The sequence below is a fragment of the [Zimmermannella] bifida NBRC 103089 genome (assembly GCF_001570925.1).
Classification (GTDB): domain Bacteria; phylum Actinomycetota; class Actinomycetes; order Actinomycetales; family Microbacteriaceae; genus Gulosibacter; species Gulosibacter bifidus.
In genome coordinates, this window is the sequence record NZ_BCSP01000018.1 from 1 (window position 1) to 25432 (window position 25432).

Annotated in this window: 22 protein-coding genes, 1 tRNA gene and 1 pseudogene; 14 read left to right on the top strand and 10 right to left on the bottom strand. The window is 61.7% G+C overall.

All coding sequences use genetic code 11. The annotated features are described in order from the left end of the window. The 3 genes from ZBI01S_RS09610 to ZBI01S_RS08820 all read left to right on the top strand — a co-directional run. On the top strand, positions 1-352 hold a 352-nt coding region (locus ZBI01S_RS09610), incomplete at its 5' end, for a GH-E family nuclease (RefSeq protein WP_222822388.1). Between the two features lie 13 nt (positions 353-365). Continuing rightward, positions 366-941: a hypothetical protein gene (locus ZBI01S_RS08815; RefSeq protein ID WP_066059347.1), complete on the top strand. Its 576-nt coding sequence runs from the start codon at positions 366-368 to the stop codon at positions 939-941. Positions 942-1018: 77 nt separating this feature from the next. Continuing rightward, complete coding sequence (locus tag ZBI01S_RS08820) at positions 1019-1390, top strand: DUF2185 domain-containing protein (RefSeq protein ID WP_066059350.1); 372 nt, start codon at positions 1019-1021, stop codon at positions 1388-1390. Between the two features lie 66 nt (positions 1391-1456). Here the strand turns inward: ZBI01S_RS08820 and mfd are convergent, their stop codons facing one another. From mfd to ZBI01S_RS08845, 5 genes are all read right to left on the bottom strand, one after another. Further along, the gene (gene mfd, locus ZBI01S_RS08825) at positions 1457-5032 is read right to left on the bottom strand and encodes a transcription-repair coupling factor (protein ID WP_066059353.1); all 3576 of its coding nucleotides are present in this window, start codon (positions 5030-5032) and stop codon (positions 1457-1459) included. Between the two features lie 150 nt (positions 5033-5182). Continuing rightward, the gene (dtd, locus tag ZBI01S_RS08830) at positions 5183-5620 is read right to left on the bottom strand and encodes a D-aminoacyl-tRNA deacylase (RefSeq protein ID WP_066059356.1); all 438 of its coding nucleotides are present in this window, start codon (positions 5618-5620) and stop codon (positions 5183-5185) included. 1 nt (position 5621) lies between these two features. Further along, positions 5622-6206, bottom strand: a complete 585-nt coding sequence (gene pth, locus ZBI01S_RS08835; protein WP_066059359.1) for an aminoacyl-tRNA hydrolase — start codon at positions 6204-6206, stop codon at positions 5622-5624. Positions 6207-6251: 45 nt separating this feature from the next. After that, entirely contained in the window at positions 6252-6872 is a 621-nt protein-coding gene (locus ZBI01S_RS08840) for a 50S ribosomal protein L25/general stress protein Ctc (protein ID WP_066059362.1), read from the bottom strand. A gap of 136 nt (positions 6873-7008) precedes the next feature. Further along, positions 7009-7974, bottom strand: coding sequence for a hypothetical protein (locus tag ZBI01S_RS08845; protein WP_066059365.1), 966 nt, complete (start codon positions 7972-7974; stop codon positions 7009-7011). Between the two features lie 147 nt (positions 7975-8121). On the opposite strand from ZBI01S_RS08845, the gene ZBI01S_RS08850 reads away from it, so the two are divergent. From ZBI01S_RS08850 to metE, 5 genes are all read left to right on the top strand, one after another. Continuing rightward, positions 8122-8529: a GNAT family N-acetyltransferase gene (locus ZBI01S_RS08850; protein ID WP_066059368.1), complete on the top strand. Its 408-nt coding sequence runs from the start codon at positions 8122-8124 to the stop codon at positions 8527-8529. Then, positions 8526-9977, top strand: a complete 1452-nt coding sequence (gnd, locus tag ZBI01S_RS08855; RefSeq protein WP_066059371.1) for an NADP-dependent phosphogluconate dehydrogenase — start codon at positions 8526-8528, stop codon at positions 9975-9977. Before ZBI01S_RS08850 ends, gnd begins: the two co-directional genes overlap by 4 nt. 139 nt (positions 9978-10116) lie before the next feature. Beyond that, positions 10117-10518 (top strand): ankyrin repeat domain-containing protein, encoded by a 402-nt coding sequence (locus tag ZBI01S_RS08860; RefSeq protein WP_083524672.1) that lies wholly within the window; start codon positions 10117-10119, stop codon positions 10516-10518. 224 nt (positions 10519-10742) lie between these two features. Further along, the gene (locus ZBI01S_RS08865; RefSeq protein ID WP_066059374.1) at positions 10743-11747 is read left to right on the top strand and encodes a methylenetetrahydrofolate reductase; all 1005 of its coding nucleotides are present in this window, start codon (positions 10743-10745) and stop codon (positions 11745-11747) included. A 197-nt stretch (positions 11748-11944) separates the two neighbouring features. Next, on the top strand, positions 11945-14344 hold the full coding sequence (metE, locus tag ZBI01S_RS08870; RefSeq protein ID WP_066059376.1) for a 5-methyltetrahydropteroyltriglutamate--homocysteine S-methyltransferase: 2400 nt from the start codon (positions 11945-11947) through the stop codon (positions 14342-14344). Positions 14345-14464: 120 nt separating this feature from the next. Here the strand turns inward: metE and ZBI01S_RS08875 are convergent, their stop codons facing one another. The 3 genes from ZBI01S_RS08875 to ZBI01S_RS08885 form a co-directional block, all read right to left on the bottom strand. Further along, on the bottom strand, positions 14465-15445 hold the full coding sequence (locus ZBI01S_RS08875; protein WP_066059379.1) for a ribose-phosphate diphosphokinase: 981 nt from the start codon (positions 15443-15445) through the stop codon (positions 14465-14467). Between the two features lie 114 nt (positions 15446-15559). Then, positions 15560-17044, bottom strand: coding sequence for a bifunctional UDP-N-acetylglucosamine diphosphorylase/glucosamine-1-phosphate N-acetyltransferase GlmU (gene glmU / locus ZBI01S_RS08880; RefSeq protein ID WP_066059382.1), 1485 nt, complete (start codon positions 17042-17044; stop codon positions 15560-15562). A gap of 30 nt (positions 17045-17074) precedes the next feature. Continuing rightward, positions 17075-17146, bottom strand: a tRNA-Gln gene (locus ZBI01S_RS08885). A gap of 191 nt (positions 17147-17337) precedes the next feature. Here ZBI01S_RS08885 and ZBI01S_RS08890 point away from each other — a divergent pair. Both ZBI01S_RS08890 and ZBI01S_RS08895 read left to right on the top strand, forming a co-directional pair. Then, the gene (locus ZBI01S_RS08890) at positions 17338-17895 is read left to right on the top strand and encodes a MarR family winged helix-turn-helix transcriptional regulator (protein WP_066059384.1); all 558 of its coding nucleotides are present in this window, start codon (positions 17338-17340) and stop codon (positions 17893-17895) included. Beyond that, positions 17896-19734, top strand: coding sequence for an ABC-F family ATP-binding cassette domain-containing protein (locus tag ZBI01S_RS08895; protein WP_066059387.1), 1839 nt, complete (start codon positions 17896-17898; stop codon positions 19732-19734). 24 nt (positions 19735-19758) lie between these two features. Here ZBI01S_RS08895 and ZBI01S_RS08900 read toward each other — a convergent pair whose 3' ends face one another. After that, positions 19759-21273 (bottom strand): SulP family inorganic anion transporter, encoded by a 1515-nt coding sequence (locus ZBI01S_RS08900; protein ID WP_066059390.1) that lies wholly within the window; start codon positions 21271-21273, stop codon positions 19759-19761. A gap of 76 nt (positions 21274-21349) precedes the next feature. Beyond that, positions 21350-21895 carry an RNA polymerase sigma factor gene (locus ZBI01S_RS08905; protein WP_066059393.1) on the bottom strand — a complete coding sequence of 182 codons (546 nt, stop codon included), beginning with the start codon at positions 21893-21895 and terminating at the stop codon, positions 21350-21352. 233 nt (positions 21896-22128) lie between these two features. On the opposite strand from ZBI01S_RS08905, the gene ZBI01S_RS08910 reads away from it, so the two are divergent. The 4 genes and pseudogenes from ZBI01S_RS08910 to ZBI01S_RS08925 all read left to right on the top strand — a co-directional run. Further along, positions 22129-22920, top strand: coding sequence for a hypothetical protein (locus ZBI01S_RS08910; RefSeq protein WP_066059396.1), 792 nt, complete (start codon positions 22129-22131; stop codon positions 22918-22920). Between the two features lie 95 nt (positions 22921-23015). Further along, the gene (locus tag ZBI01S_RS08915; protein ID WP_066059399.1) at positions 23016-24077 is read left to right on the top strand and encodes a hypothetical protein; all 1062 of its coding nucleotides are present in this window, start codon (positions 23016-23018) and stop codon (positions 24075-24077) included. 104 nt (positions 24078-24181) lie between these two features. Then, complete coding sequence (locus tag ZBI01S_RS08920) at positions 24182-24841, top strand: hypothetical protein (RefSeq protein ID WP_159421483.1); 660 nt, start codon at positions 24182-24184, stop codon at positions 24839-24841. 82 nt (positions 24842-24923) lie between these two features. Beyond that, positions 24924-25432: pseudogene (locus ZBI01S_RS08925) on the top strand (hypothetical protein); the annotation flags it as partial.

Consider the following 25432-nt stretch of genomic DNA (forward strand, 5'->3'; position numbering starts at 1 on the left):
CCGCTCCCGAAACAGTCAACTAGACCGAATTAGCAGCGGAAAACTCGATCTGCCAGAACCCGGACCAAACCAGATGTATGTAAAACTCCACCCGGGCGATCACTCACATACAAACGTGTTCGAAGCAAATGACGAGCGTTGGCGAATCGTAGAATGGGACCCAAACAACCCCACGTCGCCCAGAGACTGGGATATGGGACATATTTCGGGTCAAGAATATCGCTTACTTCGAGATAATTACTTAGGCAACCACAAATCAACCCAGCATTTCCTCAAGGAGTACCTCAACCCCAAATATTACGAAGTATCGGACCCTTACCGAAATAGCTCACACACGGACGAACTAACCTAAGAAAGCATAAAGTATGCGCACTCCTGAAACTCCCCCTCCCTATTCCGCGGTACGACATGGAACGCTAGAAGAATTCCTCGAAGCCTGCGACGCATACCCGAACACCAACCCAAAAACGTACTTCATCGACGCATTCACAAATGACACTCCGGCAAACCGTGTCGCGATCGCCAACTGGATGCTCGACAACGGGGTCCCCGCCTCCTACGTCGAACGAGACCCCCGCTCCCGCTACAACGCGCTCCACATCTTGTTCGTGCAACGTGAACACGACTACGAACTCGAAGCCCCCTTGCTTCGACGCTTGCTCGCCGAAGGCGCCGACATCAACGGCTACGCCCCACGACTCGGCCGCCCAATTCAAGCCCTCCTTGAAAACGACTGGATTGACGAAGACGACCTCGGCCCGTTCTACGACGTCATCTTTGCCCACCCAGGCATTGACTGGAACGTCCCAGCCAACCTCAAAGGCGCACCCAAAAAGACCCTCCGAGAACGAGTCGAGGCAAAATTCACCTCACACCCAGAAATGATCCGCCGCATGCACCACTACCTCAAACACGGCCCCACCCCAGAACCCAACCACTAAGTTGTTCACCTAGATCAATAAACATTGCGGAACAGGTTCCACTACTCCCTGCCCATTCACAGTCTCAAGGAACATTCATGCCTGACTACATCGAGTTCATCCCCAAGGCCGGTGCCTGCACGGTCACTAAGAACGTACTTTCCGGTCAAGGAAAAGTGCGCTGGATGGTGCGCGAACCTTCCAAGGGACCCGCCGACAACGGTTGGATCATCATGAGCCACCTAGACACCAGCGAGTACCTCCAGGACGGCTCCAACTGGGACATCGCAGATTTCAACTCGGTTTGCATGATTGAACCCGCGCTCATTGGCATTTGGGATTTCCCCGTTGGTTCCGACTTGCAGATCGTTCGCGACGACAAGGGCATCCACATTGTCGACACGCCAACCGGTCGCGAAATCCCGCAGGAAGAGCACTTCATTCCGCCGCAGTTCCGTCAGCAGAACTAGCGAAACAACTACGGAACCGCACCTCGACGACGAGGTGCGGTTCCGTAATTAGTACGGCCAAAGCACCTATTCGCCGCTATCTTCCGCAGCCGCATCCGGCGTCGCATCGAAAATCGCGCGGAACAATCCCAAGATCCATTCCAAGAACTCTGCGTCGCCAACAGTCTGGCCCGGTCGGGATGCGTTTGGTAGCGGCACCGTCAAGATGTGGGTTGCATCTTGGTACTTCGCTTCTGGGTACATCCGCCGCAAGCGCACCTGTTTCGAGTCCGCCAACTTCGCGGGCGTGATGCGCAGCACCCGCCCCATCGCCACAACTTCACTCAACCCGAGTTCGGCAGCCATACGGCGAATCCGCGAAACCGTGATGAGGGTCTGAACTTCCGCCGGTGGCACACCGTAACGGTCTCGCAACTCGTCAATCACGAGATCGATTTGGCCGGGTTTAGCAGCGGCCGCCGAAGCTGACGACAGCTTCTGGTAGGCCTCAAGACGCAAGCGTTCCGACGAAATGTATTCATCGGGAATACGTGCATCCACCGGCAACTCGAGCCGCAATTCAGTGTGCGTTTCGGGAGCCTCGCCCTTGAACGCATCCACCGCCTCACCGATCATGCGCAGATACAGATCGAAACCAACGCCAGCAATGTGACCCGACTGCTCGCCACCGAGCAAGTTACCGGCACCGCGAATCTCGAGGTCTTTCATAGCGACTTGCATGCCCGAACCAAGCTCATTGTTCGCGGCAATCGTCTCGAGCCGGTCATGGGCGGTTTCGGTAAGCGGCCGGTTACCGTCGTACAAGAAATACGCGTACGCGCGCTCGCGCCCGCGGCCTACTCGACCGCGAAGCTGGTGCAGCTGGCTCAGGCCGTAACGTTCGGCGTCATCAATAATCAGCGTGTTCGCGTTCGGAATATCGAGCCCGGTTTCAACAATCGTGGTCGATACCAGCACGTCAAATTTCCGCTCCCAGAAGTCAACGATCACCTGCTCGAGCGTAGATTCGCTCATCCGCCCATGTGCCACCGCAATACGTGCCTCGGGCACGATCTCGGCGAGGTGCGCGGCAACCTTATTGATGGATGCGGTGCGATTGTGCACGTAAAACACTTGGCCTTCGCGCAGCAGCTCGCGGCGAATCGCGGCGGCGACCTGCTTGTCGTTTCTGGCGCCCACATACGTCAAGATCGGGTGGCGATCCTCGGGCGGGGTTGCCAACGTCGACATTTCGCGGATACCGGTCACCGCCATCTCAAGCGTGCGCGGAATCGGCGTGGCACTCATCGACAGCACATCGACATTGGTCTTGAGCTCTTTGAGCTTTTCCTTGTGTTCGACGCCGAACCGCTGCTCTTCATCGATGATGACCAGGCCAAGATCTTTGAATTCCATGCCATCGGCAAGTACTCGGTGAGTTCCGATAACAATGTCGACCGAACCATCTCGCAAGCCCTGTTTCGTTTCGGCGATTTCTTTTGGTTTCTGGAATCGGCTAACGCCGCGTACCTGGACTGGGAACCCGGCCATGCGCTGCGTAAATGTTTCGAGATGTTGCTTCACGAGCAGCGTTGTGGGCACCAGCATGACCACCTGTTTGCTGTCCTGCACCGCCTTGAACGCGGCACGCACCGCCACTTCGGTCTTACCGAACCCCACGTCGCCCGAGAGCAACCGGTCCATCGGCATTTCGCGTTCCATATCGCGCTTAATCTCGTCGATCGTCTGCAACTGGTCGGGAGTCTCCACAAACGGGAACGCTTCTTCAAACTCGTGTTGCCACGGCGAGTCCTCCGAAAACGCGTGTCCCTTCGACGCCATTCGCGCCGAATAGAGCTTGACGAGCCCCACGGCGATGTCACGTGTTGCCTTGCGCGCCTTCGACTTGGTTGCGGCCCAGTCACTGCCGCCCATCTTCGAAAGCGTGGGCGCTTCGCCACCCACATATCGCGACAACTGCGAAAGCTGATCGGTGGGAACAAGAAGCTTGTCACCCGGATGCCCACGCTTCGAGGGCGCGTACTCGATCACCAGGTATTCGCGCGTCGATCGCTGCCCGGGGCGTCCAGCTACCGGAATCTCGCGCTGCTCGAGCCGCAGGAACTTACCAATACCGTGCTGGTCGTGCACCACGATGTCGCCGGCCTTGAGTTGCAGTGGGTCCACGACGGCGTTCGCACGCTTGCGCGCCAGTTTCTTCTGGCCGGGGGTGCTGTAGCTGGCTGAGCGTCCGTAAAAGTCGCTCTCGGTGAGCAGCGCCACTTTCTGGTTCGGCAACTGCAGACCGCAGCTCAGCGGTGCCTGAATGAGATACGCAACGCCCGGTTCGAGCGTCTCGGGCAACTCTGCGACTGCTCGTCCGGCAGCACCGTGATCGGCGAGCACCTGCGTGGCACGGTCGACGAGCCCCTGACCGTTCGCGGCCATCACCACACGCCAGCCATCAGCAAGCAGCTTCACCGTGTGTTCGATCGCGCCTTCGGCATTGCCCGCGAACGACGGTACGGGTTCACCAGTCACATGCACCATGTCATCGTCGTCGCCACCAAACGGTGAGAACGACCACCAGGTTCGCTCCCCACGCGTTGCTTGTAGCTCGGGAAGTGACAGGTAGTCGCCACCAGACAAGTCAATCGGTGCCTCGGCGCCAGCCGTCGCTGCCGCCCAGGCCGCTTCGAGAAACTCCCGGTTAGTTTCGCGCAAGTCCATGGCACGTCCAACGACGCGCTCGGGCGCCAGCACCGCGATCGCCGCATCCGCTGGCAAATAACTCGTAATGGGCACGAGTTCGTCAACCAGTGCCGGTGCGAGCGATTCCATACCTTCGACCGGAATACCCTCGGCAATTTTCGACAGCATTCCTTCGAGTGCGGGGAATTCGTGTTCCATTTCACGAGCCCGCGCACGCACATCATCGGTGAGCAGCAGTTCGCGACTAGCCGTTAGCGTGACGTGTTCGATGGTCTCGTCAAACGAACGCTGATCGGACACCGAGAACGGCCGAATCTCATCCACTTCGTCACCAAAGAAGTCGATGCGCAGCGCGTGGTCAGAGGCCGGCGGGAACACGTCGAGAATGCCGCCGCGAATCGCAAACTCACCGCGGCGAGTCACCATATCGACGCGCTGATAGGCCAGGTAGACGAGCTGTTCGGCAAGGTCCGACAGGTCGTGGCCGCGCGAACCGGTCTGCAGTTCAAACGCGTTCGCGACGTCGAGCCCGGGCAAGAGCGGCTGCAGCGCGGCCCGCACCGAGGCGAACACGATAAACGGACGAGTTTGGTCATCGCGCCAATCTGCGAGCGCACGCAGTACCGCCAACCGGCGACCCGTGGTGTCGGCCGATGGGCTCAATCGTTCGTGCGGCAGCGTTTCCCACGCAGGCATTTCGTGGATCTCGGCTTCGGGCAAGAACGAGGCAAGGTCGGATGCGTACTGCTCAGCTTCGCGGCTCGTCGCGGTAATTGCCAGCACCATGGCGTGCCGGTCGTCGCCGCGCGCACGCCCCTCGATCAGCGCGGCCAGAAGCGGGGCCCGTTGACCATCGACCAGCACGAAATCCGCATCCCGGCGCGCATTTCGCGCTGCCCTTGCGAACGATTCTGATTCAGCTGCTGTTTCGAGATACCCGTGAAGTCGCACCCGCCAAGTCTATTGGCCGTTGCCATTCGCGTGTGCGCCATAGCGGACGCGATCTCCAAAGTGGTGCACTGTGGGATCGTTCGAGGTGCTATTCACCTCTGAGTGCCGTGTGCTGCACCACTTTGGAGATTTATGCGCAGAAAACCCGGTCTAGGCGATGTCGGCGCTGTCGATGAGCACGGTGAACGGCCCGTCATTGACGGAGTGCACCTGCATCATGGCCCCAAATCGGCCAGTTTCAACGTGCAGGCCCGCATCTCGCAGCCCGCAAACGAGCTGGTCGATGAGCGACTCGGAGTGGTTACGTCCGGCAGCGTTCAACCATGAAGGGCGGCGACCCTTTCGCACATCGCCGTAGAGCGTGAATTGGCTCACCACCAGCACCGGCGCTGCCAGGTCAAGCGCGCTGCGTTCATCCTCAAGGATGCGCAATCCCGCGATCTTGCGGACGAGTTTGTTGACGTCCGCTTGCGTATCGTCGTGCGTCACGCCCACCAGCGCGAGCAATCCCGGCTCGGGAAGTTCACCGACGGTTTCGCCGTCGACTTCAACGCGGGCGGATGCGCAACGGGTCACGACCGCACGCACGTTACGACTTTCCGTGCACGCGCTGCTGCGCCTCGAGCAAGCCGTGCTCGACGATGAGTTCAACTGCGTCTGCGGAATCTGACACGAGTACGGGCAGGTTGTCACGCTCGGTCGATGCGAAGGGTCGCAGCACGTAATCAGCCGCATCCTGTCGCCCCGGAGGCCGGCCGATACCAACCCGTACGCGCAGATAGTCAGGAGTCAGCGCGCTGGAAATATCACGCAGTCCGTTGTGGCCGCCGTGGCCACCACCACGCTTGAGCTTGACGCTGTCGAATGGAATATCAAGTTCGTCATGCACCACGATCAACCGATCGAGCGGCACACCGTAGTACTTGACCAATTGTGATGCCGGGCCACCGGAGGTGTTCATGAAACCGGTGGATTTAGCGAGCACGATTTTTGGCCCGCCCGGCCGCGTGCGGCATTCAGCGACCGTGGCAGTAGCTCGTGGGTGCCGTTTGAAGGCTCCGCCGAACCGCTGCGCGAGTTCTTCGACCACCATGTGGCCAACGTTATGACGCGTGGCTCGATACCGGTCTCCGGGATTTCCCAGGCCGAGTACGAGCCACGCGTCATTCGTCATGTTTCAGCTGTTCTTCTGAAGTTCGAGATTATCGAAACCGGAAGATTATTCTGCCGATGCTTCGGCTTCAGGAGCCTCTGCAGCTTCTTCGCCTTCAGCGTCGTCTTCTTCAACCTCGGCGCGTGGTTCCTGAACCGAGAGGATGATGACTTCGGTTTCCTCGTCAACGAGCTTGGTGCCCTTCGGCAGTGCAACGTCAGTTGCCGCGATCGAGCTGCCGGCTTCGAGGCCCTCGACGCTTACTTCGATGTTCTCAGGGATGTGGGTTGCTTCAGCCGATACGAAGATCGTCATGGTGTCCTGAACAACGATGGTGCCAGGGAATGGCTCGCCAACAACGTGTACCGGAACTTCAACGTCAACGCGCTCGCCGCGCTTAACGAGCAGCAGGTCAACGTGCTCGATGATCTGGCGAACTGGGTCGCGCTGTACGTCCTTAACGAGTGCGAGCTCGTCGGCGCCCTCGATGTCAAGGTTGAGCAGTGCGTTCGACTTGCGCAGCAGCAGCATGGTCTCGTGGCCTGGGAGGGTCAGGTGCTGTGGGTCGGTTCCGTGGCCGTAAAGCACAGCAGGAATCTGGTTGTTTGCGCGGATCTTGCGGGCAGCGCCCTTACCGAACGAGGTGCGTACGGTAGCGGCAAGCTTCTCGGTAACTTCGTTAGCCATGTGGGTGTCCTTTCGTGTTACGGCGTTGTGAACACGAGCTTGCGACATCTACCCGAAGATTTCGGGATAAATACCCACAAAGACCGCGTCGATAACGGGCACCGGATGTGCCCCTCGCCGAAGTACATCGAATAGTTTACATGTCTTCAACGATTCGGCGAGCACGACGGTACCCACCAACGCGCGCCACGTGCGCACCGATGCCGCAGAACATTAGCAACAGGCCGAGCGGGATTCCCAGCGCCCAGGGAATCGTCGAGTCACCCGCCAGGGTCATCGCGACCCCACCGCCGATCGCCAGAATGCCGACGATGCCAACTCCCAGGCCCGACAACATGACGCTGAGCGCCATACCAATCACCGGTACCGAGTAGATCCCGGCGAGCACGAACGGTGCGTACTTGTACTCAACAGGGATACTCTCCACCAGTTTCAGCATGACGACGCTGTCACCGCCGCGAGTGCCATCCCAAACCAAGAATCCTAAAATCGCCGCAAACGCGAGTGCTACAAACAGCGAACCGATACGCGCTCCTGCGCTCGGACCGGGCAGCAGATCACGCAACCGCACTGCCGCATCCCGAGCACTGGCACCGGCAACCGACCGGTCTTGGCCCTGCGCTCCGAGCGGGCGCGAGTCGTACTGCGGTTGCGGGGCAGCCGGCTGCGGCGCCGGCGCGTGCTGCACGGGTGCCTGCTGCGCTGGCATCACCACGGTCGGTTCGCTTTCGCGACCGTAACCGCCAACGGGGTACGCGGCACGAACCTCTTCAAGTTCATCCGTGCGCTGTGTCCCAGCAGCATTCGTGGATGCGTGACCGCCAGCAGCAGCGCCGCTAGCAGTTGGCATCGCGCGCGTTTCGTCGCCGCCGTTCCAGTCATAGCGCTGCGTAGCTGCTTCGCCAGCAGCACCAGCGTGCGCATCGGCGTATTGGCTATAGCTGTCGTAATTCATCGCCTGCGTTGGCTCGTCATGCCCAGAACCACTGCCTCCCCCGTGCTGTTTTGTTTCCTGGCCGGTTGCATCCCAGGTGCTCGAGTCGTAGGCCCGCGTCGGGTTGGGCTCATTGTTACCGGCACCGTAATTGTGCTGCTCGTTCATTTGCGCCCTCCGGATGGCTCGTTCGCAATTCGTTGCCACGCTGTCGCGCGGTTCGTGTTGAGCGTAACCACCTAACCTGGCCAAAATCGTGACCCACCGCTGTTCGGCACCAAAGTCGTGCAGGTGAATTACCAAGGATCCATCGCCATGACCATCCCGTCACCAGCTACCGCCAACCCGTCAGAATCGAACCGCGAGGTGCAGCTCGCCGACGGTCGCCGCATCCACCTCAAACATGACCCAGAAGCCACCACATTTGCCGCGGAACACAACGGCCAGCGCATCGGTGTCGCCGACTATGTCGACGCCGAAACCGATCGCATCCGCGCGTTCACACACACCGAAGTCAACCCCGAATTTCAGGGCACCGGCATCGCCAGCAAGCTCGTCGAACTGGCCGTTCGCACGAGCAGCCGCGACGGATACGACATCGACCCACAGTGCAGTTATGTGCACCTTTGGCTGCGCCGCCACCCCGAATTCGCCCATTCGCACGCGCCGGCAACCAACCGTGGCAATAATGGAGCAAGCGATCTACCGAAAGGCACACGATGACGAGTTCCCAAGCATCCGCGAACATTGGCGTTGTAGGACTGGCAGTGATGGGCGCAAATCTCGCCCGGAACCTCGCCTCGCGGGAAGGGAACACGGTCGCGATTTACAACCGCTCCCCCGAACGCACCAACAACCTTGCGGCGGCCCACCCTGAAGCCGGATTCGTCACCACCGAAACGATGCAGGAATTCGCTGACTCGCTGCAGCGCCCTCGCACCGCCATCATCATGGTGCAGGCAGGCAAGGCCACGGATGCGGTTATCGACCAGTTGTGCGAGGTATTCGAGCCCGGCGACATCATCGTTGACGGCGGCAATGCTCTCTTCGACGACACTATTCGCCGCGAGCGCGCAGTGCGCGAACGCGGCCTGCACTTTGTTGGCGCCGGTATCTCGGGCGGCGAAGAAGGCGCCCTGAACGGTCCTTCGATCATGCCCGGTGGCCCAGCTGAGTCGTACGAGACCCTCGGCCCGATCCTCGAATCGATCGCCGCACGTGCCCCAGAAGACGGCACCCCTTGCGTCACGCACGTTGGTACTGACGGTGCCGGTCACTTCGTGAAGATGGTGCACAACGGTATCGAGTACGCCGACATGCAGCTCATCGGTGAGGCATACGACCTGCTGCGCCGCGTGGGTGGCCTCGAGCCAGCACAGATCGCCGACATGTTTGCCGAATGGAACCGCGGGGACCTCGAGTCGTACCTGATCGAAATCACCGCTGAGGTGCTCCGCCACGTTGACCCCGAAACGAATGCCCCGTTTGTCGACATCATCGTTGACCGTGCGGGCATGAAGGGCACTGGAACCTGGACGGTGCAGACCGCGCTCTCGCTTGCCGTGCCGGTATCGGGCATCGGTGAGGCCGTGTTCGCACGCGGCGTTTCGGGTCGCACTGCCCAGCGTGAAGCCGTACGCCCAACCATCACCTCGCGCCCAGAAATGCCGGTAGTAGACGAATCGTTCGTCGAAGACGTGCGTCTGGCGCTCTACGCCTCAAAGGTCATTGCCTACGCGCAGGGCTTCGATCTCATCCTTTCCGGTGCCGAAGAATACGGTTGGGACATCAACCCGGGCGCGGTCGCGAAGATCTGGCGCGCCGGCTGCATCATCCGCGCGCGTTTCCTCAACCGCATTGCCGATGCATACGGTCGCGACCCGCAGTTGCAGTCGCTGATTGCTGACCCGTACTTTGCCGGCGAAGTTGCCGCATCCGATGCCGCCTGGCGCCGCGTTGTCGCCACCGCCGCCTACGCGGGTGTACCCGCACCGGCCTTCGGCGCATCGCTGTCGTACTACGACTCGCTTGCGAGCGACCGTCTGCCGGCGGCACTGATCCAGGGCCAGCGCGACTTCTTTGGCGCGCACACCTACGGCCGTGTCGACAAGCCAGGCGCGTTCCACACCGACTGGTCGGGTGACCGCACCGAGCGTCGCACCGACGCCTAAGCAACACCGCGCCTAAGCAACACCGACGCCCCGGCAAAACCGGTGCCTCGGCACCATCGAAACCCGCAGCATCCGCGTGACACACGGTCGCCGGATGCTGCGGTCTTGTCCGGCAATGCACCGTTGTTAGGGTGTCGCTATGACAACTGCCGACATGGACCCCGCCGCGATCGCCCTCGCGCAACAGCTCTTTGACTTTGCCCGCGAGAACCAGGTCGAAGCGCTCACCGCGTATCTGGATGCGGGGGCTCCGGTCGACATGCAAAACCACAACGGCGACACCATGCTCACGCTCGCGGCCTATCACCAGGCCAGCGATGTCGTGGCGTTGCTCATTGCCCGCGGCGCTGCCATCGAGCACGCAAACGATCGCGGACAGCGTGCGCTGGCGTGCGCCGTGTTCAAACAGGACGTCGCGACCACGCGCATCCTGCTCGCCGCCGGTGCCGACCCCGACGGCGGCCAGCCATCTGGCCGCCAAACCGCCCAGATGTTCGGTTGGGATGCGTTCGAGCAGCTCGTAGGCGAGGTTAGCTCGTAGGCGAATGTTGCTTGCCAGCGAAGATTCGGGCCAGCGGCCAGCAGTAGCCCCAACGGGCAGAGCGCGACGTTCGCGAAATCGGGACGGCAAATCCTCTCCCACGCGCTGACTGCCCGTCAATGTTGCGACGACAAGATTCGTCACACTCGGTTACGTGACGTCATGTGATGTAAGGATGCGTCACGCAAGTTTGTGCGCCACCGCGCGGTTCATACGGTGGCGTCATGAACACCGCACCCTTCTCGTTTGAGCTATTCCCGCCGCGCAACGCCACTGTTGCTGCGCGCATGCCGGATATTGCTCGCCGCCTGGGTGCGCTCGGTCCCGAGTTCATTTCGGTCACGTTTGGTGCGAGCGGTTCAACGCAGGATCGTTCGCTCGACGTGCTCAAGTACATTCGCGAAACCACAACGGTTCGTGCCATGGCGCACCTCACCTGCGTCGGCGCATCCGTTGCGAGCGTCTCGGCGGTCGTCAACGAGTTCATCGATGCCGGCATCGTTGACTTCCTCGCGCTTCGCGGCGACATTCCGCAAGGTGTTACCGCGGCCGAGTGCTTCGATGAGCTCTCGACCGCAGCCGAACTCACGCAGCTGATTCGCGGTATCCGTCGCAGCCGCATCCCCGGTGAACTCGCCCCGGTCGCGCCCGGCGCAAACCGGTGGCGGCTGCGTGAGCACCGCGACGGCATCATCGCGGTCGCCGCCTATCCGAACGGACACCCCGAATCTCGCGACCTGCAGCAGGATCTCGACGCGCTCCTGGCCAAGCAAGCCGCCGGCGCAAACCTCGCCATTACGCAGCTGTTCTTTGAAGCCGACGACTACTTGCGCTTCATCGATCAGGCACGTTCGGCAGGCGTGACCATCCCGATCCTGCCCGGCATCATGCCGATCACATCGGTCGCCCGGCTGCGGCGCATCGTTGAACTCACCGGCGAGCCATGGCCTGAGCGATTCGCCGATGCGCTCGATTCGTGCAATTCGGATGCGGCCCGTCGCGAACTCGGTGTCGCGCAAGCAAGCGCGCTGAGTTACGACCTGCTTGCTGGCGGTGCGCCGGGACTGCACATCTACACCCATAACCGCATTGATGAGCCGGTGGAAATTCTCGGCCGGGTGGGTGCGATCTCGCGTGCCCAGGCCGAAGCCGCGCTCATCGAACCGAATACAGCGTCGACGTCGGCACAGGCGTTTGCCGAGTACCGAATGCTCTTGCGCTCGCACTAGCTGCGGCGAGTTTCGCCGCGGTCAGTGCCGCAGTGGCACCGTGAGGTTGCCCGCGTTGGAGCGCCACCCAAACCTTCTGCACTCGTTCTTGCTCCAGCTCGTTCTGAGCACACGCGAATGCTGAGCTCGCCAAATGCCGCGCTCGGTATTCGCCCCTAAATCACTCCCCCACACTCCAACTGACATCGAGGAACCCCATGACGAACATCACCAACACCCCGGCGCAACATTTCCCCACCGGCACCGTGCTCGGCTACCCGCGAATCGGCCGCAACCGTGAACTCAAGCGCGCGCTCGAACAGTACTGGCGCGGCGACAGCTCGCTCGATGCGCTCGAAGCCGTCCACGCCGAAGTACGCCAGGCTCGACGCAACGCGCTCGCTGATGCCGGGTTCGCCCGCGACGACGCATCGATCCCCGAAGACGCTTCCACCTACGACCACGTTCTCGACACGCTCCTCGCCGTCGGCGCCGTGCCTGAACGCTTTGCCGATGCCATCGGCGAAGAACCGCTCACCCTCGACGACGCGTTCCTGCTCGCACGAGGTGACGCCACGCATCCCGCGTTGGAAATGACCAAGTGGTTTGACACCAACTACCACTATCTGGTGCCCGAAATCTCCCCGTCGACGCCGTTCCGCTATGCGAACCGCGACCGTGCCCGTCAGGTGACCGAAGCCGGCGCAGCGGGATTCAATACCCGCCCGACCATCGTGGGCCCGGTGACTTTCCTCGCGCTCGCCAAGGCTGCCGATGGTGTACCAGCGGATTTTGCGCCGCTGCAGCGACTCGATGACCTGCTGCCGGTCTACGTTGAATGGCTCGCCGACCTCGCCGAAGCGGGTGCCCAGTGGGTGCAGCTCGACGAATCGGCGCTGGTGTCGCAGGTGCTCGGCATTGACGAGCGCACCCTCAGCGACGCTGCACTGCACGCCTATTCGGTGCTGAGCAACGCACCCCAGCGCCCGGCACTGTTCGTCTCGACCGCATACGCAACGCTCCCCGACACCGCGTTCAACGCGCTCGAACTCGCGGGTGTGGATGCGATTGGTTTCGACCTCGTGCGCGGTTCCGTCCCAGCCCCCGCGCGCGCCTCGAACGTGCCGCTGGTTGCCGGCGTCATCGACGGCCACAACATCTGGCGCGGCGACCTCGACGCGGCATTCGCCAAGCTCGAATCGCTGCAGCAGTCAGGCGCGAACGTCCACGCATCCACTTCGACTTCGCTATTCCATGTGCCGCACACCCTTGCCGACGAAACCGAAGCGCTTTCGCCGCAGCTGCGGTCGTGGCTGGCGTTTGCTGACGAGAAGGCTCGCCAGATTGCCACACTTGCAGCCGGACTCGCCCAGGGGCGCGACGCGATCGCCGCAGAACTCGACGCCGCTACGACAGCGCTCGAGGACCGCCGCAGTGCCGACGGGGTTCACCTGCCATCAGTTGCCGAACGTGTCGCGCAGGTGACCGATGCCGACCTGCAGCGCGAACCGTTTGCCGTTCGCGAAGCCGCCCAGTCAGCGTCGCTCAACCTGCCGGTACTGCCCACCACCACGATCGGGTCGTTCCCGCAAACACCAACCATTCGCCGCGCCCGCCGCGACTTCGTGCGCGGTGACATCGACCGCGCTGCCTACGAGGAATTCCTGCGCGACGAGGTCCGTGAGGTCATCACGCTGCAGCACAACATTGGTCTTGATGTGCTCGTGCACGGCGAACCGGAGCGAAACGACATGGTGCAGTATTTCGCCGAGAACCTGGAAGGATTCGCCACCACCGCAAACGGTTGGGTGCAGTCCTACGGATCGCGATGTACTCGTCCGTCCATCCTCTGGGGCGATGTCGAACGTACGGCCCCAATCACGGTGCCCTGGTCGCAGTACGCGCAATCGTTGAGCGATGCGCCGGTCAAGGGCATGCTCACCGGCCCGGTAACGATCCTGGCGTGGTCGTTCGTGCGCGATGACCAGCCGCTCGAACAGACCGCAAATCAGGTGGCCCTCGCGCTGCGAGACGAAGTACGCGATCTCGAAGCCGCCGGCATCCGTATCATTCAGGTCGACGAGCCCGCGCTGCGCGAACTCCTTCCCCTCGAACGCGATCGCCACGACGACTACCTGCGCTGGTCGGTCAACGCCTTCCGCCTGGCAACGGCCGGTGTCGCCATCGAAACCCAGATCCACACGCACCTGTGCTACTCCGAATTCGGCGAGATCATCGCGGCAATTGACGGGCTGGATGCGGATGTCACGTCGATCGAAGCGGCACGTTCACGCATGGAAGTGATCGAAGACCTCGCCGACCACGACTACCCGCGCGGTGTCGGACCGGGCGTGTGGGACATCCACTCGCCGCGCGTACCCGACTCGGCCGAGATCGCCGGCTTGCTCGAAGCCGCGACCGACCTCATCCCCGCAAACCGTCTGTGGGTCAACCCGGACTGCGGGTTGAAGACTCGCGGCTACGAAGAAACGACCGCATCGCTACAGCACCTGGTTGCCGCAACGCTGGCTGCCCGCGAAGCACTGCAGCAAGCGGCTGCGCGTGATGCTGCGCAAACGGTTCCGGATGCAGCTCCCGCAGTTGCGGCAGGCGCGTAGCGTCGACTGCCGGCGCCGGGTAAGCCGGTAACCGGGCAGAGCAAAACCGGGCAGAGCAAAACCGGGCGAATGCGGTGGTCGTGGCCACGTGCATCCGCCCGGTTTGGCGTTGCGAAGTGACTAGGCTGCGCCGTCGAACATCGAGGTGACCGAGCCGTCCTGGAACACTTCGTGAATGGCTCGTGCCAGCAGCGGTGCAATCGGCAGCACGGTGAGCGTTGGGAAGCGCGATTCTTCAGGAATCGGGAGCGTGTCGGTAACAACGACCTCGTCGATCGCTTCGCACTGCAGACGTTCCGTTGCCGGGCCCGAGAACACGGCGTGGGTGGCGGCAACCACGACGCGCTCGGCGCCCTGCGCCTTGAGCGCTTCGGCAGCCTTCTTGATGGTGCCACCGGTGTCGATCAGGTCGTCAACCATGAGGCAGGTGCGGCCCTTGACCGAACCGACGATGTCGTGAACGGTGACTTCGTTGGCGACCTTGGGGTCGCGACGCTTGTGGATGATGGCCAGCGGCGAACCGAGCTGGTCGGCCCAGCGGTCGGCAACGCGCACGCGGCCCATGTCTGGCGAAACCACCGTGAGGTTGTCAACGTCGCCGAACTTCTGCTGGAAGTACTTCATGAGCACCGGCATGGCGAACAGGTGGTCGACCGGTCCGTCAAAGAAGCCCTGAATCTGCGATGCGTGCAGGTCGACCGACATGATGCGGTCGGCGCCGGCGGTCTTAAAGAGGTCCGAGACGAGGCGGGCCGAGATTGGCTCACGGCCGCGACCCTTCTTGTCCTGACGCGCGTAGGGGAAGCACGGTGCCACAACGGTGATGCGCTTAGCCGATGCACGCTTGAGCGCGTCGACCATGATCAGCTGTTCCATGATCCACTCGTTGATCGGCGACGTGTGCGACTGGATGACAAACGCATCTGCACCGCGAACCGACTCACCGAAGCGAGCGTAGATTTCACCGTTTGCGAACGTGCGCGACTCGGTGTTGAGCACCTCGGTGCCGAGCTCGGCGGCGACTTCGTTGGCAAGTTCTGGGTAGGCACGCCCCGAGATAAGGACAAGGCGTTTTTCACCTGGGTTGACGATTCCTGACACTACTTACCGCCTTTGTTGCGCTTGTTGTTCGGGGTTCAGCGAACAGAATCAATCCTACTCGCCATGCAGCCGGGCCGTTGGCCGGCCATTGTCGTACGACGGCCGCCGGCTGAATTAGCCCTGGGATGCGTCGGTTGCTGGTTCGGTTTCGCTCGCTGCAGCGGCAGGTGCGGATGCGTTACGTGCGCTGGCTGCCGAAGCTGCGGCAGCCGTGCCAGCACGGTTCGCTTCGACCCAACCTTCGAGGTTGCGCTGCGGGGCGACGTTGAGCGCCAACGCGCCTGCCGGAACATCTTTGCGAATCGTGGTGCCGGCACCCGAGTATGCACCGTCGCCAACCGTGACCGGGGCGATCAAAACATTGTCGGAACCGATCTTGACGTTCTCGCCAACGACCGTCTTGTGCTTGTTGACGCCGTCATAGTTCGCGGTGATGCTCCCGGCACCCAGGTTCGACCCGGCACCGATTTCGGCGTCGCCGACATACGAAAGGTGCGGAACCTTTGCGCCTGCGCCAAGCCGCGAGTTCTTCGTCTCCACGAAGGTGCCGACCTTGGCACCAGCACCGATGATCGAGTTGGCGCGCAGGTAGCTCCATGGGCCCACCGTCGCACCGGCACCGATCACCGAGAGGGTCGCATCCGTGCGCTTCACGATGGCGCCGTCGCCAACTTCGCAGTCAACAAGCGTGGTGTCTGGGCCGATTACGGCGTCTTCGCCGATCGTGGTGGCGCCGCGCAGCTGCGTTCCCGGCTGAATCTCAACGTCGCGACCAATCGTCACGTTCGTTTCGATAATCGTCGTGTCCGGGTCAACGATCGTGACGCCCTCACGCATCCACTTTTCGAGGATGCGGCGGTTCAGTTCGCGGGCCGTCGCGCCGAGCTGCGCACGGTCGTTAATGCCCTGCACGAGCCACGGGTCGGTAACCGCGACCGCAGCAATACGGCCACCGTCGTCTTTAATGACCGAAGCTGCATCCGTGAGGTACTTCTCACCCTGCGCATTACCCATACCGATTTTCGCGAGCGCGCTGCGCGCCGAAGCGGCCGTGAAGACGTACACGCCAGCGTTGATCTCGGTGATCTCGCGCTGCGCGTCGGTTGCGTCCTTGTGCTCAACGATGCTCGCAAACGTGCCTTCGTCGTCGCGAACGATGCGACCGAATCCGGTCGGGTCGGCGTAAATAGCGCTCAGCAGGGTGAGGTCATCGGCATCATCGCGGTGGGTCTGGATGAGACACTGCAGCGTGAGGTAATCGAGCATGGGAACATCGCCGGACAGCACGACAACGTCGCCGTCAAAGTCATCCGGGAGCGCTGCGAGACCGGCCTCAACCGCACGCCCGGTGCCGGGAATATCGTCCTGGTCGGCAATCAGTGTGTCGGGAGCAAGTGCAGTAATCGCTTCAACTACACGGTCGCGTTCGTGTCGAACTACCGCGACGGTGTGTGCGGGCTGCAGCTGCCCGGCCGTGCGCAGCACGTGGCCGACGAGCGGGAGCCCGCCGAGGCCGTGCAGGACCTTCGGAGTCTTGGACTTCATACGGGTGCCGGCACCCGCCGCCAAGATAATGACTGCCAGATTGGACTCGCTCATGTTCACTCCGTAATCGACCTGCAATTTGAGCTCCTCCCCCAGGATTCGAACCTGGACCTAACAGCTCCAAAGGCTGTCGTGCTGCCGTTACACCAAGGAGGACTATGCAGAACTAACAAATTACGCGAATCATCCGATTCACCGACATTTCGCCGCGCAATCAAGTGTGCCACGCGTCAAGTGAACGCACGACCTACCCATAATTGCGCACGCATCATGCTCGCGCAAACCCTAACGCACAGTTTTGCGCCACGCTCCCCGCGTTTTCGCTGCGCAACGGCAATAATAGGGACATGCGCGAAGCCTCTACCGATACTGTCGACGCCATTGTGACGCAGTGGTCAACGCAGCGCCCCGATCTCGATTTCACCCCGCTCTCGGTGTTTTCGCGCATCAGCCGCATCGATAAGCATCTGGATGCGCTGCGTCGCCGCGCGTTTGCTGCAGCCGGTCTCGATCTGGCCGAATTCGATGTGCTCTCGGCGCTGCGCCGGGCTGGCGAGCCGTTCGCGCTCTCGCCCAAACAGCTGCTCGAAACGAACCTCGTGTCGTCGGGCACCATGACCAATCGCATCGACCGGCTGGCCCGACGCGGGTTGGTGCTGCGCGAAGCCGACCCCACTGACCGACGCAGCGTTCGCGTCAAGCTCACGCCGGAGGGCAAAGTTCGGGCTGACTCAGCAATCTTGGCGCTCGTCAACGTTGAGCAGCAGGTCCTCGCCGACATTCCCGAAGACGAGCTCGAGACCTTTATTGCGCAATTGCGTGCGCTCGCTCTGCGCATTTCGGACACTTCCCCCGCAGCTGCACCCACCGCCTCGTCGCCTGCATCCACGAAACAGGAGTTCTAGTTGGCCCACCTGCTTGGCGCTGAACATATTCATCTCGAGTTCCCCACAAAGGTCGTGTTCGACGACGTCACGATTGGCATTAACGAGGGGCAACGCATCGGAATTGTGGGCCGAAACGGTGACGGCAAGTCGACGTTCTTGCGCATCATTTCGGGCGATCTTCAACCAGATTCTGGCAAGGTCACGGTACGCAGTGGCACCACGATCGGCATGCTCACGCAGCGGGATTCACTCGACAACCACCTCACACTTGGGCGAGCAATCGTCGGCGATCGCGCCGAATACGAATGGGCAGGCGACCCGCGCATCCGCGACATCATCGCCGGGCTCGTATCCGACCTCGACTGGGATGCCACCATTGGTTCGCTTTCGGGCGGTCAGCGCCGCCGCGTCGCACTGGCTCAGCTGCTGATTCAGGACTGGGACATCCTCATCCTCGATGAGCCCACGAACCACCTCGACGTTGAGGGCGTCGCCTGGCTTGCCGCGCACGTCAACGGACGTTGGTCAGCTAATGCCGGTGCGCTCGTCGTGGTCACGCACGATCGCTGGTTCCTGGATGCAGTCAGTACCGACACGTGGGAAGTCCACGACGGCATGATTGAACCGTTCGAGGGCGGATACGCAGCCTACGTGCTGCAACGAGTCGAACGCGATCGCATGGCGGCGGCAGCGGAACAAAAACGACAAAACCTTATGCGCAAAGAACTGGCTTGGCTGCGCCGCGGTGCGCCCGCCCGCACGTCAAAGCCCAAGTTCCGCATCGATGCCGCAAACGAGCTCATCGCGAATGAGCCGCCGCCGCGTGATGCAGTCGCCCTCACCCAGATGGCCACCTCGCGCCTGGGTAAAGAGGTCGTGAACCTCGTTGATGCCGGCTTTGCAGTCGATGACCGCGAGATTTTGCGCGATGTCACCTGGCATATTGCCCCGGGCGAGCGCACCGGCATTCTTGGGGTAAACGGTGCGGGTAAGTCGACGCTGCTCCGGCTTATTACGGGCGAGATCGCGCCGACTTCGGGTCGCGTCAAACAGGGCAAGACGGTGAAGTTCGCCACGCTCTCGCAGCAGCTTCACGAGCTTGATGAAGTTGCCGACGACCGCGTTCGCGAAGTCGTCAGTCGCAAGTCCCGCCACACGACCGCGGCGGGTAAAGAACTGACCCCGTCGCAACTGCTCGAGAAGCTCGGGTTTGCGGCCGCGACCCTGCAGACTCCGGTCAAGGATCTTTCCGGTGGCCAAAAGCGCCGCCTGCAATTGCTACTCATCCTGCTTGACGAGCCGAATGTGCTGATCATGGACGAGCCGACAAACGACCTCGACACCGACATGCTCGCGGCCATGGAAGACCTCCTCGACACCTGGCCGGGCACGCTCCTGGTGGTGTCGCACGACCGCTACCTGCTCGAGCGCGTCACCGATCAGCAGTACGGCATTTTCAACGGCGAGTTCCGGCACCTGCCGGGCGGCGTGGATGAATACCTCGCGATTCGCAAGCAGATCGAGACTGGCGGTTCCGGCGGCGCGAACCTGAATCACCCGACCGCGGCGGCGTCGAACGCTGGTGCTGGCGCGTCCCCGGAAACCGCGGGCAGTGCATCCGCACCAAAACTTGATGGCGCCACGCGTCGCGCACTCGAAAAAGAGGCACAGGCGATCGAACGTAAGCTCGGCAAGTTGCGGGATGCGCTCGCGAGCGCCGATGCGAACCTCGCGGCCGCCGATCAGCAAGATTTTGAGGCGCTGAGCAAGCTCAGTGCCGAACGCCAGACGATCGCCGATGGCATCGATGAGCTCGAAGAGCAGTGGCTCGAGATTGGTGAACAGCTCGAACAGTAGCCCGCAGCACGCGCGAGGCCTCGCCTAGCTGTTGAGGTTGCCCGACAGCCGCTCGCGAATCATCTCGCTGTAGGCATTGGCCCCGGTGACGGTAACCGTGGTGCCGCGCTGCTCGTATTTGGTGACGATCGCGTCGATTGCGGCGACCGAGGATGCGTCCCAAATGTGCGATTGCGAAAGGTCAATTTCGACTTGGGCCGGGTCGGCGGTATACCGGAACATGGTCGTCAGATCGTTGCTTGACGCGAAGAGAAGCTGGCCCGTCACGGTGTAGCGAGCGACCTCGTGGCCGTCGACTTCGAGGCATTCGCGCTGCACATCAACCAGGTGCGCAACTCGCCGAACAAACATGATGCTCGCGGCAAGGACACCGGTGATGACGCCGATTGCCAGGTTGCCGGTTGCCACCGTCGCGATCACGGTAATGACCATGACGGCGGTTTCGCTCGGCGGCAGCAGGCGCAGCGTCTTCGGCGCGACCGAGTGCCAGTCGAAGGTACCGATGGTCACCATCACCATGACCGCTACGAGTGCGGCCATCGGCACAATGGCGACGATGTCGCCCAGCACCACGATGAGCACGAGCAGCAGCACACCCGCGGCAAAGGTCGAGATTCGGGTTCGTGCACCCGATGCCTTGACGTTGATCATGGTCTGCCCAATGACGGCACAGCCGCCCATGCCACCGAACATACCCGAGGCAATGTTTGCGACGCCCTGACCCCACGATTCGCGGGTCTTATTCGATGGAGTGTCGGTGATCTCGTCGACCAGTTTGGCGGTCATTAGGGATTCCATGAGCCCGACCAGTGCGGCCGTGGCGGCAAACGGCGCGATCGTGCGCAGCGTTTCCCACGTGAGTGGCACATTCGGCATCACGAGTTCGGGCAGGCTGCGAGGCAGTTCGCCTTGGCCGCCAACGGTTGGCACTTCCATCGCCCAAATCACGGTAATGCCGGTGACGATGGCGATGGCGACGAGTGGTGCCGGAATAACCTGCGTCAGTTTCGGCAGCAGCACCAAGATGATGAGCGCAATCGCAACGAGCACGTACACCGTGACCGGCACATTAATCAGGTGTGGCAACTGCGCCACGAAGATCAGAATCGCGAGCGCATTAACGAAACCGATCATGACGCTGCGCGGAATAAAGCGCATGAGTTTCGCCACCCCGAATATCGCCAGCAAGATTTGCAGGATGCCGGTCAGCAGTACCGTAGCGAGCAGATAGTCGACCCCGTGCTCGCGCACCAGTGGTGCGAGCACCAGCGCGATGGCACCGGTCGCGGCGGTGATCATAGCGGGCCGGCCGCCCACGAACGCGATGGTGACGGCCATCACGCACGACGAAAACAGGCCGACTTTCGGGTCCACGCCGAGGATGATCGAAAACGCGATCGCCTCAGGAATAAGCGCAATAGCTACGACGAGTCCGGCAAGCAGTTCCTTAATCAGGATGCGCGGGCGTCGTACGGCGGTCCACACGGTTAGCGCAGGTGGTTCCGACCGTTGTTCGTTCACGGCCACCGTCACGTTCATCCCCCAAGCTCGACCGAACCGTCACCGCATCCGTTGCAATACCAACGATGCGGTGACCACACCACTTGAAGTCTAGCTAGGCAGCGGTTTGCGCTTCGAGCGCGGCCTTCAATTGCTTGCGCGCGCGGTTGAGGCGCGAGCGCACAGTTTGTACCGGAACCTGCTGGTATTCGGCGATCTGTTCGTAGGTGTAGTCACCGAACTCACGCAGCACCAGCGCAACGCGGAAGTCTTCTGAAAGGGTCTTCAACGCCGACTGCACACGGTCTTTAACGGCATGGTCTTCGGCGAAGTCGGTACCGTCTGACTCTTCGAACACGTACTCGGCTTCGTCGTCAACGGTGATCTCGCGGCGCTTTCGCAACAGTGCGAGCGACGCATTCGTCGCAATACGGAATGCCCAGGTGCTGATCGAGGCTTCGCCACGGAACTTTGGCAGGTTCTGCCAGATAGCAATGAGGGCGTTTTGCAGCGCGTCTTCCGCATCCGCGCGGTTACCGGTGGTGCGGATGCAGACGGCAAAGAGGCGATTGCGGTAGGGAGTCAGCAGTTCGTTGAACGCCAGTTGGTCGCCCTGCTTCGCTCGTGCGAGCAGTTCCGCTTCGGTGCGCGGAGCGGTCATGGGCCCTCCTTGGAATTGCTGTCGTTCCGGCGATCGTACAACCACTGTGTTACGTATTCGCGCATTCGAATTCAATCTCGGTCGCCAGGATGATTTGTTTTCATCCGCCGGGAACTTTTATGGCTTGTGAGGACTCTCACCTACTGACCAGTTCGACAAGCCGGCGCACCCACGAGCATCGGCAGGTCTCATCCGAATCACGGTTACTGCAACCACCGAACATTGGGGAAATCATGAGCGAAAACAACGCACCTGCAAACGAAGAATTCTCGGCCGCCGAAGACTCGCGCAGCGACGTTACCAGCGAAGACCTGGCGTACCAGGGCAGCTACGACACCAACGGTGACGGTGTTGCTGACGAGTTCCACTACAGCACTGTCGAAGGTGAGCCGGTCGACAACATCTACGCCGACACCGACGGCGACGGCCTCATCGACACCCGCTTCATCGACACTGACGGCGACGGCTCGTTCGACTACGCCGACGTAGACACCGATGGTGACGGCATCATCGACACCACCATGTACGACACTGACGGCGACGGCAACCTCGACCTCGCGCGCGAGGACCTCGACGGCGACAGCTACGCCGACACCGAGTACAGCGTTGACGGCACCGCTCCAGAATTCCAGGTAGCACCGAACACCGAACTGCCAGAAGACGGTTCGGTCACGCCAATGGAAGACAACGGTCGTCCGATCGACCCCCGCGACGGCCTCGACGGCTCCGCTGACCCAGTGAGCAACGATGAAACCTACGCCGAGGGCATGGCCACCGTAGACACGGACGGCGACGGCATCAACGACGCCGCTCCGGTGGATGTGGATGGTGACGGTATCGAGGAATCGCTACTGATCGACCACGACATGGACGGTCTGGCCGAGCAGATGGAAGTCGACACCGACGGTGACGGCGTTTACGACGTCTTTGGCTCGGACACGGACGGCGACGGCGTCATGGAAACCTTCATGGAAGACACTGACGGTGACGGAATCGGCGACACCGAAGTGGACTTCGGCGCCTAAGCAAGAATTTTCGAGCGGCTCGGGAACTTATCTAGAGCGTTCGGCATCCAACTTCTGACACCACAACACACCACCCACTGGTAAAGGACAAGACCATGAGCAACCTCTTCCCTAACGGAATCAAGCCCACTGACGGTGCCGCCCCTACCCCGGACACCATCACGCCAGACGCCCAGCCAGTTCCCGAAAACGACAACAGCGGCTTCGTTGACCTTGACGGCGACGGCTACGAGGAGTCGTACCGTAGCGACACCGGCCAGACCATCGACGCAGACGCCGACGGCGACGCCGAAAAGTACGAGTTCGACATGGACGGCGACGGCTACGCCGAGACCGAAACCTTCGACAACGACGGCGACGGCTACACCGACGGCAGCTTCACCGACACGAACAACGACGGTGTACCCGACGAGATGACCGACTACAACGACAACGGCAGCGAGCCGGCTCCGGTTGAAACCGACCCACGTGGCACGGAAGCACCGGCCGAGACCACGCCGGCAGAGCCAGGCACCGGTTTTGACCAGGGCGTAACCGGCTACGACTCGGCCACGTACAGCGACGTTAACGGCGACGGCATCATCGATGTCACCACGTACGACACCGACGGCGACGGCATCGAAGAAACCACCGCCTACGACAACAACTCGGACGGCACCGTTGACGAGATCACCGCAGACATCGACGGCGACGGCCAGATCGATGCACGCGTAATCGACACCAACCGTGACGGCACGCTCGACTACGGCGAGGCTGACACTGACGGCGACGGCATCATCGACACCTTCGTCTACGACGCTGACGGTGACGGCGTAGCCGACACGGTCGAGTACGACACCGACGGTGACGGCATCATCGACGAGGTCCAGGACCTCAACGAGCCAACGATGGCTGCCCCGTCGACCGGTGCCCAGTTCGACCTCGACGGCGACGGCATCAACGAATCGACCTACGTCGACGTGGATGGTGACGGCATCGTTGACGGCATCGGCTCGGACTTCGACGGCGACGGCATCGCCGAGGTCGTTTCGGTCGACACTGACGGCGACGGCATCTACGACACCGCAGTTGTCGACACCGACGCCGACGGCATGCTCGACGCAGCCTACGCAGACACCGACGGTGACAGCATCGTTGACACCGAAGTCGACATCTAAACCACCACTTCAAGAAAAAGTTGCGCGGGGTTGGGAACTTTTCTCCCACCCCGCGCATCTAACTTCCAGTACCAGTCCGCACACACGAGATGAAAGGCCTCTTCATGGCGAACGAATTTGAATCGGAGCACTCCGAACCAGCGTTGCTCGGTGATGTGCCGGAGTTGAACGATGACTTCTGGAACGGTCTGCTCGACGGCGCATACGAAGCACCGGCAGGTGCTGCAGATGACCTTGTCGACACCTACGAATCGGGCGACGACGCATCCTTTGACGAAACGCTTGACGACACCGGCCACGTCGACGACGGCATCAACACCGATGTGATCGATGACGATGCCGCCTCGGCACTCGCCGGAGACGTCCACGACGATCAGGATGCGGCCGGTTACGACGGCGACGACAAGACAGACGGCGTCGCGCCGGCACAGGATGCAAACCTGGCATCCACCGAGGGTGACTTCGAAGGAATCTCGGATCCCTTCGCAATCATCGACCAGGTCATCGAACCGGTGACCGACGTTGACGGCACCGACCAGTCAGCTGGCACGACCCCTGACACGCTCGACGCAGACGAGCCGTTTGACACGGTTGACGCCCCCGCGTTGGACGACGACACCGAGTTCATGTCGGCCGAAGACCACCGACTCGACAGCATCGACTCCGAGCTCGGAGTCACCGACAGCGCCGACGACCTTGCCGACGCCGACGGTATCGACGACGCCGACGGCCTTGGCGACCTCACCGATTTCGGAAACTTCTAACCAAACGGGAACTTGTTTGTCCCCTGCTGCATCCAATATCTGACCAGCACGGCAACGAACTACTCAGCAAAGGAACCAGACCATGAGCGAGAAGAACAGCTACTACGACGGACAGACCGCAGACCTCGACGGCGACGGCGTTACCGATGCATTCGCTACCGACCTGAACAATGACGGCCAGGTTGACACCGTTTACGTTGACACCAACAACGACGGCTACGCCGACCACGCGTTCGTCGACACTGACGGTGACGGCTACTTCGAAACCACCGTGGGCAACACGGACGCCGACGGCTCGAACGGTGTCACCGACATCTACACCACCGACGAAGACGGCGACGGCTTCAGCGACGCCATGACCCCTGGCCAGTCGACCGGTCCAGACATCCTCGAAGAGGTGCCGATCCCATCGGGTGTGGGCTCGCCAGCACCGGAGGCTTCGCAGCCAGACGCACCGCAGCCGGTAACGCCGAACCAGCCTTCGGCACCGACCGAGGACGCGCCTTCGGCTCCAGCTCCTTCGGAACCGGCACCATCGGAAGACGCGCCATCGGCTCCAGCTCCTTCGGAACCGGCACCATCGGAAGACGC